Genomic DNA, 13,643 nt, shown 5'->3' on the forward strand with positions numbered 1-13,643 from the left:
CTGATATAATTTACATATAGTGTAAAAATTACACCTCCTCTTTTAAATGCTATTTATAACTCATTAATAACCAATAATTTAAATATTAAAAATAGCAAAAAACATGAAAAATTTTCAGTCTAAAATTTGCTTTTTTAGGGCTTTCGCTTCCTCAAAATATGGTGTTCAAAAAAAATATGATATAAAATTTTGAATATTCATCTCCTACGTTAAATTTACAAAAGTGTAATACACAAGATTTTATAACCAAATATTTAACCATTAAAACGGGCTTTTTCAATGAAAAAACTTTACCCAATTAAGCTTTGTTTGTTAATGTTTTTTGCACTCTGCACATTAACAACTTATGCGCAAACCGGAAGCATTTCTGGTAAAATTGTCGACGAGTCTAAACTGCCAATTCCAGGCGCTTCCGTACAAGTAGACGGTACCCAAAAATTAACAGTTACAGACAGCGACGGAAATTTCAGAATTACAGGTTTAACCAGTGGAACTTATACTTTAACCGCAAAGTATATTGGCTTCGCTCCGCTAAAACAAACCGTAACAGTAGGCGCTGCAAATGTGGTGGCAAATTTTAACCTTAAAGGCGAGCAAACTAACTTAAACGAAGTAATTGTTGTTGGTTATGGTACCCAAACTAAGCGTGAGGTTACTGGTGCTATTTCAAAAGTGAGTGGCGATAAACTAACTTCTTTACCTACACCAAGTTTCGAAGCAAGCTTACAAGGACAAGCTGCTGGTGTGCAAGTAACGCAAGGTAGTGGTTTAGCCGGTAGCGGTTCAGTAATTAGAATTAGAGGTATCGGCTCTATCAGTGCTGGTGGAGATCCTTTATATGTTGTCGATGGTATTCCTGTTACTGCAGATCCATTTATTACAGGTAACCGCGGTGCAATGAACCAAAATCCTTTGGCTACCATTAATCCTAATGACATCGAATCAGTAGAGATTTTGAAAGATGCTGGTGCTGCTGGTATTTATGGATCACGTGGTGCAAATGGTGTAATCTTAATTACTACAAAAAGAGGCAAAACTGGTAAGCCAAAAATTTCATTATCAACTAAATACGGTTTGAGCACTTACGCTAACAGGCCAGAATTTGTTAGTGGTTCTGAATGGTTACAATTGCGCCAAGAAGCATGGACGAATGATGGCAATACTGGTTTAGCTCCATTACCTGGTGGTTTAACTTGGGCTCAAGCTCAACAAAACAATACAGATTGGTGGGATATTTTAACACAAACTGGAAAATCTAACGATCAGGCTATCTCATTTAGTCAAGGTACAGATAAAATCAAAACCTACATTTCCGCTAATTACAGTGACAATGCTAGTTTCTTAAAAGGTAACTCTTACGAACGCTACGGTTTTAGAACTAACTTTGATATCAAACCTACAACGTATTTCTCAACAAGTATTAATGTTGGTTACGATAAAGGCATTAACCAACGTGTAAATGCAGCTTGGGGTGGCGGTTTAGGAGATGCAATGTCTACAGCACTTCCTATTTATCCAGTTTACAATGCTGATGGTACTTTCTTCAGCAATGGGGCCAATCCAGCAAGAAATTTAGGTTTATTAGATTGGAAAACTAGAAATTCTCGCTTATTAGCTGGCGTAGTGATGGAGTTAAAACCGATTAAAAACTTAAGTTTAAAAGGTAGCTTTAACATGGATAATTTGGACGTGCAAGATAATATCTTTACTCCAGCATCTCTTAACAACTCTACAATTGGAAATGCAACATTATATCCAACCAAAATTTTCAATAGAACTTTTTCTGGTACCGCAACTTACGATTGGTTAATTACTGACAAACATAAAATCACGACCTTAGTTGGCACAGAATCTCAATTCTCATACAGAAATAGTTATCCTAATGGCATTAATGGACCTGCAAATGAGCCATTCTCAGAAAATAAGGAAAACTTATATACTGCCATGCAAAATTTGGCTAATAGCAATAGTTTGCTTTATTACAGCGGTAATGGTAGAGATACATTTGCATCACTTTTTGCTCGTATCAATTATTCTTACGATAATAAATATTACTTACAAGTTTTAGCTCGTAGAGATGGATCTTCTAAATTTGGTCCAGAAAATAAATATGGTTATTTCCCTGCTGCATCTGCATCTTGGTACATTAGTCAAGAAGATTTCTTAAAAGATAATAAGGTAATTAGTAACTTGAAATTAAGAGCCAGTTATGGTTTAGTTGGTAGTTCTAACTTTCCATCAGCTCAATATTATCAACAATTCCAATTTTCTGGAAGTTATAATGGCCAGCCAGTATTATTCCCAACTAACGTAGCAAACCCTGCTTTAAAATGGGAAGAAGGTAGAAATATGGATTTAGGTTTAGACTTTGGTTTATTTAAAGATCGTATAACTGGAGAGTTCTCTTATTATAGAAAAACAACTAAAGGTGCTTTAATTAATGGAGGAATATCTCCATCAACTGGTTTTGGTTCAGGTTATCTAAACGTTGGTGAAATCTTAAACGAAGGTGTTGAGTTAAGCTTAAACACTACAAACATTCAATCTAAAGACTTTAAATGGGTTACCCGTTTAAATGTTTCTAAAAATTACAACGAAGTGGTTAGTCTTGATGGTTTAACTCCTGATGCTGTTGGTGGAGGTACAAATGATACACGTATAGCAGAGGGATATCCAATCGGAACAAACTTCTTGGTACGTTTCAAAGGCGTTGATCCTAATGATGGCTTACCAATTTGGTTAGATAAAGATGGTTTTGAAACTAAAACATTTTCATTGGATAACCGTGTACCTGTGGGCAAAATATTACCAGACTATGTTGGAGGTTTAACAAACACTTTTTCTTACAAAGGTTTTGAGTTAAATACCTTGTTTACCTTTGCAATTGGTGGAAATTTATATGATGCATCGGCTAAACGCCAATTAGGTGTGGTTACCGATTGGAACATTAGAACAGACATCGCTAACCGCTGGAGAAAACCAGGAGATATTGCTGACTTTCCACGTTTAACTATGAGCCCAGGAACTTACAGTGGATTGTCAAGTGAATGGCAATACAATTCTACTATGTTTTTGTATGATGCTACTTTTGTAAGATTAAGAGAAGTTACATTATCTTATGCATTACCTGCATCTTTTGCTAATAAATTGAGATTACAAAACCTTAGGTTATTTGCTACTGGTATGAACTTATTGACTTTCAGTAAATATCCAGGTGGCGATCCAGAAATTGCTAGAGATTTCGAAAATCCACAAGATAGAAACATGAGCCCTAATGTAACTTATTTAACTACTCCGCAACAGAAGTCTATTACTTTCGGATTATCAACTTCATTTTAATACACATTAATAGCTAAAGAAAATGAAAATCAATTATAAAAATATTTTAAAATCCTTCATTGTACTTTCTGTTATTACAGTTGTAGGTACAGGTTGCGAAAAATTTCTTGAAACTCCTCCTCTCGAATCGATACCGAAAGATCAGGCAATTGCTGACGAAACTGGCTTGAAAGCAGTAATGAACTCTGCCTATCAAATTGTTGGTGGAGGAAATATGTTCGGTGGAAAAATCCAAGTTATCAATGAAATGCTTGCCGACCAGATTAATGGCACTTTATTAACTGGTGATTTTGGCGAAATTTTTGGACGCAAAACTTCTGTTTTTGGCGATTACAAAAATGGAATGTATACTGACATGTATCAGTCTATTTTTAGAGCTAATACAGTGCTTGAGAATTTGGATAAAGCAACCTCAATGAGAGATAATTTGGAAGGTCAGGCAAAGTTTGTAAGAGCACTGTCTCATTTCCAATTAGTACAATTGTTTGCCCAGCCATTTGGTTTTACAACAGACAACTCACATTTAGGTGTTCCAATTAGGTTAACAACAAGCATTGAACCGGGTGTTAGATTAACAGTTAAGCAAGTTTATGATCAAATCATTGCAGACTTAAAAGTAGCGGAGGTTAAATTGCCAGAGGATAATGGAGGATATGCTACTCGATGGGCTGCAAAAGCTTTATTGGCAAAAGTGTATTTTCAAATGAATGATTACCCAAATGCCTACCTATATTCAAACCAAGTAATTACAAGTAATAAATTTATTTTAGATACTTATATTTCTCGTTTCTCAGAAACTGGCTCTAAAGAAAGTATTTTCAAAATCATTAATACTCTAAGTGCTTATGAAGCTGGCGGAGAGTTAAGAGGTCAATTTAGATCAGATTTTAATTTACCTACAATCCGTTTCACAACAGACTTTTATGCAAGTGTAAATACAACCAATGATACGCGTAAAGTTTTATATGATAATGTAAAATATCCTGGTTTTATTGTTACTACCAAATACAATAAAGACAGGTTTGAAGTTCCTGTGATTCATCTAACAGAAATTAAATTAATTAGAGCAGAGTCTGCTGCAGAAACTAACACAAATTTAACTGTTGCAGCTCAAGACATCAATGATATTCTTGCTAGAGCCTATAACAATACAAGAAGCATTCCTTTGGCATCATCAGCAAGCTTAATTAGGACTAACGCTCGTTTCGAACGCAGCATTGAAATGGCTGGCGAAGGCAATAGAATTTCAGAAATTAAAAGAATTGGTGCCAAAGGTGAAAATATAGATAAACGTGGTGCAGTTTGGAACTGCGCTGGTTTGGTATTGCAATTTCCTCAAGGCGAAATGGCAAGCAACACAAGTTTCCAAAGAAATCCTGAAGGTGGTTGTAACTAATTAACATAAAGAAATATGAAAATTATTAAATATATCGTACTGGCACTCTGCATTACTACAATTTATAGTTGCAAGCCAGAAGAATTTGGGCCTATCGGCGAAGAAGAAAATATTGTAAAATCATTGCAAGGTACTTGGGGTTTAACCAAGGTTACGCAGAAAGATGAAGATGCGGCTACAAAAGGTTTCCCATACAAAGAATTAGACATTACCAATGTGTATGCTTATAAAGATTTGGTAATTGCTTTACAAGGTGATGCCGCTGGAACACCAACTTCTTTTACCATTACACAAGGTAACTCTCCTAAAATTTCAGATTTTAATGCAGGTACATGGACTGTTGATAATGCAAAGGCACCAACTGTAATTAACCTAAAAAGCGGAACGCTTACTTCCGAATTAACTTTAGGTTCTTATGCCGAATTAAAAACAGGTAAATTTTACCTTAAAAAAGTTAAAAAATCTAACGGTAAACCTATTGTTAGCTATACTTATCAATTTACCAGAAAGTAATTAAAAAAGATGAAAAAAATATTATTAACAATGATATTGGGATTTTGTGTAGCATATGGTTTTGCACAAAGCAACCCAAGCTTTAGTCCAGCAACATTTACCGCAGAAGATGAAGTAACCATTACTTTAGATGTTACAGGAACTGGAATGGCCGGACAAACTGAAGTTTATTTATGGATGTTTTCTAATGATGGCGTTGGCGGCGGTAAAGATGCCTTAACCAATGGCCAATGGGGCAATTCTTCTGAAGCTGCTAAAATGACTAGAGTAGCTGGAAACGTTTTTACCTACAAATTTACCGGTACAACTTTGTTTGGTCAAAGTCCAGCAGAGCTGATTAACTTTGGTTTCTTAGGCAAAAGCAAAGATGGAACTAAACAAACTCAGGATTTTAAACCATATAAATTTGATCCATTAGTTTTCACAGCTTCACAGTTTCGTGTATTCCCATCAAAAATGGATTTCAGTGATATGGCAACTGTTTATTTTCACCAAAATTTAGCTACAGATCAAAATTTGCAAAGAATGTTTGATATTAAGGTTACGCTAACTTTTTACAATGAGGCATCAGCTGTAGTAGCTACTAGAAATGCATTGGTAACAACTAAAGAATCAAATACGCTTTATTCCTATTCTTTCATTCCAGAAAGATTGATCACACTACCAGCAGGTACAAAGTTGAGCAAATTCAGTTACCAGTTTACAGGTAGTATTAAAGATGCAAATGGTGGTAATGTACCAACAGCTGGTCCGGTAACCGAAGTGAGCTATACAGTTTTTAATTAATCATATTATGAAAAACAAAATATTATACCTCCTAGTTGCCATTGTAGCAATTGCATTAGGTTGTAAAAAAACAGATTTTGATGAGGTGTCTAAAGGTGAAGCTTTAGGAAGTTTTACAGTTACTGCACCAGCAAATAATGCGATGTTGGTTTTAAATTCGGCTACGCCAAATGCTAAACTTACTTTTACATGGACAGCAGCAAAACCAGGTGTTAGCACTGCTCCTACCTACAAGTTTGTAGCAGCATTAAAAACTGGAAACTTGGATGCTCCTTTAATTGAGTTAGCTTCTGACAATGCTGGTGCAAGTACAACATTAACGCTTACGCAAAAGCAATTAGACGATGCCTTAAAAGCAAAATCTATTGCTGATGGTGTTAAAACAGATTTAATTTGGGCAGTTAGAGCTACAAACGGTTCTGTAACTGTTAGCACAACTCCTATTTTAAATGTAGCTATTACACGCATGGGCGATGGCGTGAGCAATTTCTTATTGTATGGCCCAGTTTCTTCTAATACTGCTGTAGTTTTAAATCCAAACTCTACCACAGATGTATTGAGGTTCAAATGGCAAAAATCTTTTCCGGGTGTAACGGCCAACTTAACTAAATACCAAGTTAAATTTGTAGCCAAAGGCGGAAACTTTAATACTCCTTTATTTACCTACACATCTGATAATAATGGTTTAGACTCGGCACTATCTGTAAGTTATAAAGATATCAGTGACAAAATGACCGCAGCTGGTTTTACCGATCAAGCTACGCCAACAGCTTTACAGTGGACGGTTGAAGCGACTTCAGGAAACTTCAAAAAAACTGCTGATTATGTAAATGATTTAGTAATTACTAGAGAAGTGAAAATCTTTTTGGTTGGTGGTGATACCCCAGCTGGATGGAATGATGCTGCTGCAATACAAATGATCCCTGATGCTTCAAACCCTGGCACCTTCTTTATCTACGTAAAACTTACTACAGGCAATGGCGGATTTAAATTCTTAAATCAACAACAATGGCCAGGTGGTAGTTTAAATTCATCTGATTGGGGTATGAAACCTGGTACACCTGGCGATGCTGCTGTAGATAATGAAGCAAACATCGAAAATTACGGTGCTAGCGGTGTTTATCGCATTACTTTTGATCAGAAAAACTTGAAATACTATGTGCAAGCAGGTAGAATGGGTGCTGTGGGTGGCGCTACTGCAGCAGGTTGGAACCCGCCAAACATTTTCCCATCTCAAGCTTTAACACTTATTGCTACCAATAAATTTATGGGCTTTGTTAATTTAACAGCTGGTCAAGAATTTAAATTAATTGATGGTGCAAATTGGCCAAATGGTGGCGGACCAGTTAATCAGGAAAGAGATTATGGCAAAGGGGCAACGGATGGTGTGATGCTTGAAACTGGCGAAAGCAATTTCATGACTCCTGGTGCAAGCGGCTTAAAACGTATTGTATGGAACGGAACGGATATCAAAAACTTAAAATATGCCATTACAGATGGTACCATGTTCTTGGTTGGTAATGCAACTACAGGCGGCTGGGATAATTCTGCTGGAAATGCACTTTTGCCTGCAATGACTTACAGTGGCAATGGAAAATGGACCGTTACTACCAACATGACGGTTGGCGAATTTAAGTTTATTTTCACAAAAGGTAGTTGGGCAAATGAGTACGGTGGCACAGCAGGTGCAATTGCCGAAGGTGGTGCTAATATTGCCATCTCTAGCGCAGGTAACTATACAATTGTGTTAGATGAGTTTAACAGAACTTATACGGTAACAAAAAATTAAAATATTTTTTTTTAAGCAAAACGCCCTTAAATTTTTTAAGGGCGTTTTGTTTTTAAATTACCCCTATACCAATCTAAAAAGCAGTCTAAAACTGTGGTTATTAGTGTATAAAGTACACTTTATACAAAAACTTTAAATCGTGGTAGTATACATCATATTATGATAAATTTAATGTTAAGAAAATAAAAACTAAATTTTAATTTTTTATTTGAAAAAAGCCACATATATTGGTAGACTTTTTACTTATTACATAACTTAAAGAACAAAAAATGATAGTTATTGCAGATGGTGGATCAACGAAAACAAATTGGTGTTTAATAAATGAAGCCGGAAGAAAAATCCATTTTAATACAGAAGGTTACAACCCCTATTTCGTTGATAGTGACTATATAGAACAGTCGCTAAAAACATCTTTACCAGATCACCTTGAAGCTGATAAATTAACTGAAGTTTACTATTACGGTGCTGGCTGCTCTACTGATGCTAAAAGAAAAATTGTATCAGACGGAATGCAAAACATCTTCACAAACGCTCAAATTAACATTGGCCATGATTTATTGGCTTCTTGCCGTGCTCTATTAGGCGATAATGAAGGCTTTGCTGCAATTTTAGGTACAGGTACTAATACTTGTTTGTATGATGGTAACGATATCACCTTAAACATTGATTCACTTGGTTACTTTTTAGGTGATGAAGGTAGTGGTAGCTTCATTGGTAAACGTATTTTGGCCGATTACATGAAAGGTTATATGCCTAAAGGTTTAAGAGAAAGCTTTTATGACAATTATGCCTTAACTAACGAAGATATTTTCGACCATATCTACAATAAACCTTTACCAAATCGTTTTTGTGCTAGCTTTAGTAAGTTTATTTATGATTTTAAAGACAGCTACGAAGATTATACACACTCAGTTGTAGATTATGCCTTCACAGCTTTCTTCGAGAACTTGGTAATTCACTATCCTAACTACAAAAACTACAAATTAAACTGTGTTGGTTCTGTTGGTTACAGCTTTAGAGATATTTTAAGCATTGTTGCTGATAGATATGAAATGGGTGTAGGTAAAATTATCCGCTCACCTATAGATGATTTGGTAGATTACCATTTGAGCAAAAAATAAAAAATTAATCTTATTAAAAATAACCTCAGCACTAGTTGAGGTTTTTTTTCGTCTCAAAAATTTGGCATCACAAATTTATACCCCGCAACCTTAAAAAATAGCATAATTGCAGCCACCTAAACTGGATTGAAGTGGTATCCTTTTTGACTAATTTTCACTCAGCACTAAAGAAGTTGAAGCGCAAGTTTGCAGATCTGCTTCGAAGTTTTTTAATGAACTCAAAAAGATTTAACGCAAAGCCAGACTTACATTAATTTAAAGGAGTAACCTGCTTTGCTAAATAGGTATATTATTGAACAATAATTTTTCTGCTGTAGGTTTTGTTATCAACCTGCAAAAATAAAATATACATGCCAGAGCTAATGTTGTTTCTGGCAAACTCCCAATAAAACTCTTGCTTGCCTGCATTTTGCTTTTGCTTTATTAAAATGGCCAATTGTTTACCCGCTAAATCTATAACACGCAAATTAACAGTAGCTCTATTTGCCAAATAATAAGAAACAGTAGTTGATGTACTTGCTGGGTTTGGGTAATTGATAAAATCAATAGCTTGTTGAGCGCTAGATTTTAAAGTAGAACCCCAAGCATACGTAGAACTATGATTGGCGTAGGCCGATAATATAAAATATGGAGCACGAGATTTTGACTGTGCTTGAGCGTTTAAGTTCAACACGGTTAGCCCAACAAAAAGTAAAATTAATTTGTAGAGTTTCTCCATATAGTAGAGTTGATAGTGTAAATATAACACTTGAGCGTTAAAGTTGGATGTATCATTTCTGTTTTTTATTTAAAACTTAAAAAGAAATTTCCTTACCAAATAACTTAGCGTATTTTCTTTTATCAAATTTATACAGTGTTGCAGCCCTAAAAGAAACTCCCTTCTGCTTTTCATCCAATTCTTTAAGCACACCAAAACTTAATATTTTCTTTCTAAAGTTTCGTTTATCTAACTTTTTGCCTAAAATTAATTCATATACATTTTGCACCTGCGTTAAGGTAAATTTCTCTGGTAAAAGCTCAAAAGCAATAGGCAAATGTTTAATCCTCCTTTTAATTTTTTCTAAACCTTTATCAAAAATATGCTGGTGATCGAAACCTAATTTTGGCAACTCTTTTACATTGATCCACTGTGCTTTTTTAGCATAAGTGGTAAGCGGCTTTAATGCTTTATCGCCCCCTAAACGCAACATAGCATAATATGCAACCGTAATTACCCTACCTTGTGGATGTCGATTTACCTCACCAAAAGTATAATATTGCTCCATGTAAATGTCACTCAACCCAGTTAACTCATGTAAAATTCTAGAGGCCGATTGGTCTACACTTTCACTCTCGCCAACCAAATTACCGGGCAAGGCCCACCAATCTTTAAATGGTTCTTCATTTCGCTCAATCAACAAAATTTTGAGTTCGCCATTGTCGAAACCAAATAAAACACAATCTATGGAGACTGCAGAGTTAAACACAGGGAGTACTTCTTTCAAAACAATTAGTTTAGATTTTTTATAATATTAGAACAAAATAAATACGTTTGTTCGGTTAATTCATAAAAATAATAAAAAAAAATTACTTAGTGTAAAAAATACACACTATATTCGTATATAAAATGGAACCAAATATTAGAAATATTGCTGTACTAACCTCCGGAGGAGATGCGCCAGGCATGAATGCATGCATTAGGGCCGTTATTCGTACAGGTATTTACCACGGCAGAAACATGTTTGGGGTAATGCAAGGATACCAAGGTTTAATAGATAACAACATAAACCAAATGGATGCCCGCTCTGTAAGTAACATTTTACACATGGGTGGCACTGTTCTTAAAACCGCTAGATGTTTAGCGTTTAAAGAAGAAGCCGGAATGGAAATTGCCTTTAAAAATTTACAAGACAGACATATTGATGGTTTAATTGTAATTGGAGGTGATGGAACGTTTACCGGTGCCAAAAGATTTGGCGAAAAATTTGGCATTAATGTTATCGGCATACCCGGTACTATAGACAATGATCTTTACGGCTCTGACTTTACTTTAGGTTATGATACTGCCGTAAATACAATTATAGAAGCAATTGATAAAATTAGAGATACCGCAGATTCGCATGATCGTTTGTTTTTTATTGAAGTAATGGGCCGCGACTCTGGCTGCTTGGCTTTAAGGACTGCCATTGCCAGCGGAGCAGAAGCTGTTTTATTACCCGAAAAAGAAACTTCTTTAAAAGAACTAATTACCAAGCTTAAAGCTGGGGTTACTACCAAAAAATCATCGAGCATTGTAATTGTGTCTGAAGGAAACAAATATGGTGGCGCTTATGATATTGCCAAAAGTGTTAAACGCAAATTTACCCATTACGATACTAAAGTAACCATCTTAGGTCACCTGCAAAGAGGTGGTAGCCCAAGTGGGTTCGACCGTATTTTAGGCAGTAGATTGGGTTATGCTGCGGTAAATGCAATAATTAAAGGCGAAACCATGCAAATGGTTGGGCTCCGCGGCAACGATATCAGACTAACAAGCTTAGAAGAAGCATTACATGCCCACAACTATAAGCTGGAAGCCGATTTGTTGGAAATGACACATGTTTTATCAATTTAATATAGGATGATAGCAGTAGTTTATAGCGGATCGAAAAGTGCCTTTTGGCGAATAGCCAATGAGGGTAAAGTGATTGCCGAATGCACCATGGCAGGGATCAATCCAACTTTTAACGATCAAAAGCATACCCTACATTTGCTTAATAAAAACATTGTTTTAATAAACAACGCCGAAGCAATTAAAAAGATTTTTGTATTTGCAGCCGGTGCCTCTGCTCCAAAAATGCAAGAAAGCCTAGCCGAAACCTTAGAGATGTTTTTTAAAAACGCAAAAATAAAGGTTAAAGACGATTTATATGGCGCATCATTAGCCGCTTGTTACGATCAAAGTGGCATTGTAGGTATTTTAGGTAGCGGCGCCAACTGTGCTTTTTTTGATGGAAAAACGCCAGAAAAAAACAATTACGGACTAGGTTATATCTTAGGCGATGAAGGTTCTGCAAACTATTTGGGCAAAATTTTGTTAAAAAATTACCTAGAAGAAAAAATTCCATCAGCGCTGCGCAAAAAATTTGAAGAAAAATATAATGTAGATCGAAGCATTATCTTAGAACGAATTTACAAAAAGCCAGGCGTACAAAATTATTTAAGCTCTTTTCTAGATTTTTACCTAGAAAACCGCAACGATAAATACCTTGAGCAAATTATAGATAACGCTTTTGATAAGTATTTTACAACCTATCTAATGCCAACGGCTGCTAAACACCCCAACCAAGAAGTACATTTTGTGGGTACCGTAGCCGGAAATTTTCAAGATAGGTTACGTTTTATAGCCCAAAAGCACAACATACAAATCATTACAATAACAAAAGAACCAATAAATAATTTAATTAATTATTACTCAAATTAAATAAAATGACTAAAGTAGGAATAAATGGATTTGGCCGTATCGGCAGATTAGTTTTTAGAGCCGCAATTAAAAGAGGCTTAGACATTGTTGCAATTAACGATTTAATTGAGCCAGATTACATGGCTTACATGTTAAAATATGATACCACTCATGGCCGTTTTGATGGCACTATCGAAGTAAAAGATGGTCAGTTAGTGGTAAATGGTAAAACCATTCGCATTACAGCAGAAAAAGATCCAGCTAACTTAAAATGGGGTGATGTTGGTGTAGATATCGTAATCGAATCTACTGGTTTATTTTTAACCCGTGCCGATGCTGAAAAACACATCGCCGCTGGTGCTAAAAAAGTAGTTTTCTCTGCTCCAGCTAAAGATGCTGATATCCCAACTTATGTAATGGGTGTTAACCACGATAAATTAACAGCAGATCAAACAATCGTTTCTAATGCTTCTTGTACCACCAACTGTTTAGCGCCAATTGCTAAAGTGTTAAACGATAACTTCGGTATTATCGAAGGTTTAATGAGTACCATCCACGCAGTTACAGCAACTCAAAAAACAGTTGATGGTCCATCTGCTAAAGATTGGAGAGGCGGCCGTGGTGGTTTTTCTAACATCATTCCTTCATCAACTGGTGCTGCAAAAGCAGTAGGTATGGTTTTACCAGAACTAAAAGGTAAACTAACCGGTATGTCTTTCCGTGTACCTGTTGCAGATGTTTCTGTAGTAGATTTAACAGCACGTTTAGAAAAACCTGCTACTTACGAGCAAATTAAAGCAGCCATGAAAGAAGCTTCTGAAGGTTACTTAAAAGGTGTTTTAGGTTATACTGAAGATGAAGTTGTTTCTTCAGATTTCATTGGTAACGACCACGCTTCAATTTTTGATGCTGGCGCTGGCATCTCATTAAACGATAATTTTGTAAAAGTGGTTTCTTGGTACGATAACGAATGGGGTTATTCTTCTGCCCTAGCTAAATTTGTAGAGTACTACGGTACATTAAAATAGCATACCCTTCTAAATTAATAATTACACAAAAGGCAGTACCCAAAAAGTATTGCCTTTTTTCTTGCAATCAAATTTTCGTCAAGCTAAATTTTTAATAGCTTAATTAATTTTTGTCTTCATAATAAGATTGCTGTATATTTTAGCATCTGTTTAGCTCGTAATATTTAACCTGTGGCTCAGCAGAAGCTATGCATAAATCTTATCCTTAATGTAAAACTTCATTAAATTGTCTATATCAAATGCATTAGTA

Annotated in this window: 11 protein-coding genes; 9 read left to right on the top strand and 2 right to left on the bottom strand. The window is 35.5% G+C overall.

Annotation, left to right across the window (positions count from 1 at the left end; genetic code table 11):
• Window positions 1-279 precede the first annotated feature (279 nt).
• The 6 genes from AC07XU_RS14515 to AC07XU_RS14540 all read left to right on the top strand — a co-directional run bounded on the left by AC07XU_RS14515 (window position 280) and on the right by AC07XU_RS14540 (window position 8,944).
• Complete coding sequence (locus AC07XU_RS14515; RefSeq protein WP_494944358.1) at window positions 280-3,339, top strand: SusC/RagA family TonB-linked outer membrane protein; 3,060 nt, start codon at window positions 280-282, stop codon at window positions 3,337-3,339.
• A gap of 22 nt (window positions 3,340-3,361) precedes the next feature.
• The gene (locus AC07XU_RS14520) at window positions 3,362-4,735 is read left to right on the top strand and encodes a RagB/SusD family nutrient uptake outer membrane protein (RefSeq protein WP_494944359.1); all 1,374 of its coding nucleotides are present in this window, start codon (window positions 3,362-3,364) and stop codon (window positions 4,733-4,735) included.
• 15 nt (window positions 4,736-4,750) lie between these two features.
• Window positions 4,751-5,248: a DUF5004 domain-containing protein gene (locus tag AC07XU_RS14525; RefSeq protein WP_494944360.1), complete on the top strand. Its 498-nt coding sequence runs from the start codon at window positions 4,751-4,753 to the stop codon at window positions 5,246-5,248.
• A gap of 9 nt (window positions 5,249-5,257) precedes the next feature.
• Window positions 5,258-6,034, top strand: coding sequence for a hypothetical protein (locus AC07XU_RS14530; protein ID WP_494944361.1), 777 nt, complete (start codon window positions 5,258-5,260; stop codon window positions 6,032-6,034).
• Window positions 6,035-6,041: 7 nt separating this feature from the next.
• The gene (locus AC07XU_RS14535) at window positions 6,042-7,823 is read left to right on the top strand and encodes a SusE domain-containing protein (protein WP_494944362.1); all 1,782 of its coding nucleotides are present in this window, start codon (window positions 6,042-6,044) and stop codon (window positions 7,821-7,823) included.
• Between the two features lie 269 nt (window positions 7,824-8,092).
• Window positions 8,093-8,944 carry an N-acetylglucosamine kinase gene (locus AC07XU_RS14540; RefSeq protein WP_494944363.1) on the top strand — a complete coding sequence of 284 codons (852 nt, stop codon included), beginning with the start codon at window positions 8,093-8,095 and terminating at the stop codon, window positions 8,942-8,944.
• A gap of 289 nt (window positions 8,945-9,233) precedes the next feature.
• On the opposite strand, the gene AC07XU_RS14545 is transcribed toward AC07XU_RS14540, so the two are convergent.
• Window positions 9,234-9,662, bottom strand: a complete 429-nt coding sequence (locus AC07XU_RS14545; RefSeq protein WP_494944364.1) for a T9SS type A sorting domain-containing protein — start codon at window positions 9,660-9,662, stop codon at window positions 9,234-9,236.
• Window positions 9,663-9,738: 76 nt separating this feature from the next.
• On the bottom strand, window positions 9,739-10,428 hold the full coding sequence (locus tag AC07XU_RS14550; RefSeq protein WP_494944365.1) for an NUDIX hydrolase: 690 nt from the start codon (window positions 10,426-10,428) through the stop codon (window positions 9,739-9,741).
• Window positions 10,429-10,550: 122 nt separating this feature from the next.
• Here AC07XU_RS14550 and pfkA point away from each other — a divergent pair, with 122 nt between their 5' ends.
• Genes pfkA through gap form a run of 3 tightly spaced genes read left to right on the top strand, consistent with a single transcriptional unit; the run spans window position 10,551 to window position 13,393 of the window.
• Window positions 10,551-11,537 (top strand): 6-phosphofructokinase, encoded by a 987-nt coding sequence (gene pfkA / locus AC07XU_RS14555; RefSeq protein ID WP_494944366.1) that lies wholly within the window; start codon window positions 10,551-10,553, stop codon window positions 11,535-11,537.
• A 6-nt stretch (window positions 11,538-11,543) separates the two neighbouring features.
• A complete protein-coding gene (locus tag AC07XU_RS14560) occupies window positions 11,544-12,386 on the top strand; it encodes a hypothetical protein (RefSeq protein WP_494944367.1) in 843 nt (280 codons plus the stop codon).
• A 5-nt stretch (window positions 12,387-12,391) separates the two neighbouring features.
• A complete protein-coding gene (gene gap, locus AC07XU_RS14565; protein ID WP_494944368.1) occupies window positions 12,392-13,393 on the top strand; it encodes a type I glyceraldehyde-3-phosphate dehydrogenase in 1,002 nt (333 codons plus the stop codon).
• Window positions 13,394-13,643 lie beyond the last annotated feature (250 nt).

It is taken from the genome of Pedobacter sp. GW456-11-11-14-TSB4, assembly GCF_059424425.1.

What these genes read in the sequence shown, in the direction of transcription:
- AC07XU_RS14515 (WP_494944358.1), top strand. Translation starts at nt 280, where the DNA reads ATGAAAAAACTTTACCCAATTAAGCTTTGTTTGTTAATGTTTTTTGCA.
- AC07XU_RS14520 (WP_494944359.1), top strand. Translation starts at nt 3,362, where the DNA reads ATGAAAATCAATTATAAAAATATTTTAAAATCCTTCATTGTACTTTCT.
- AC07XU_RS14525 (WP_494944360.1), top strand. Translation starts at nt 4,751, where the DNA reads ATGAAAATTATTAAATATATCGTACTGGCACTCTGCATTACTACAATT.
- AC07XU_RS14530 (WP_494944361.1), top strand. Translation starts at nt 5,258, where the DNA reads ATGAAAAAAATATTATTAACAATGATATTGGGATTTTGTGTAGCATAT.
- AC07XU_RS14535 (WP_494944362.1), top strand. Translation starts at nt 6,042, where the DNA reads ATGAAAAACAAAATATTATACCTCCTAGTTGCCATTGTAGCAATTGCA.
- AC07XU_RS14540 (WP_494944363.1), top strand. Translation starts at nt 8,093, where the DNA reads ATGATAGTTATTGCAGATGGTGGATCAACGAAAACAAATTGGTGTTTA.
- AC07XU_RS14545 (WP_494944364.1), bottom strand. Translation starts at nt 9,662, where the DNA reads ATGGAGAAACTCTACAAATTAATTTTACTTTTTGTTGGGCTAACCGTG.
- pfkA (WP_494944366.1), top strand. Translation starts at nt 10,551, where the DNA reads ATGGAACCAAATATTAGAAATATTGCTGTACTAACCTCCGGAGGAGAT.
- AC07XU_RS14560 (WP_494944367.1), top strand. Translation starts at nt 11,544, where the DNA reads ATGATAGCAGTAGTTTATAGCGGATCGAAAAGTGCCTTTTGGCGAATA.
- gap (WP_494944368.1), top strand. Translation starts at nt 12,392, where the DNA reads ATGACTAAAGTAGGAATAAATGGATTTGGCCGTATCGGCAGATTAGTT.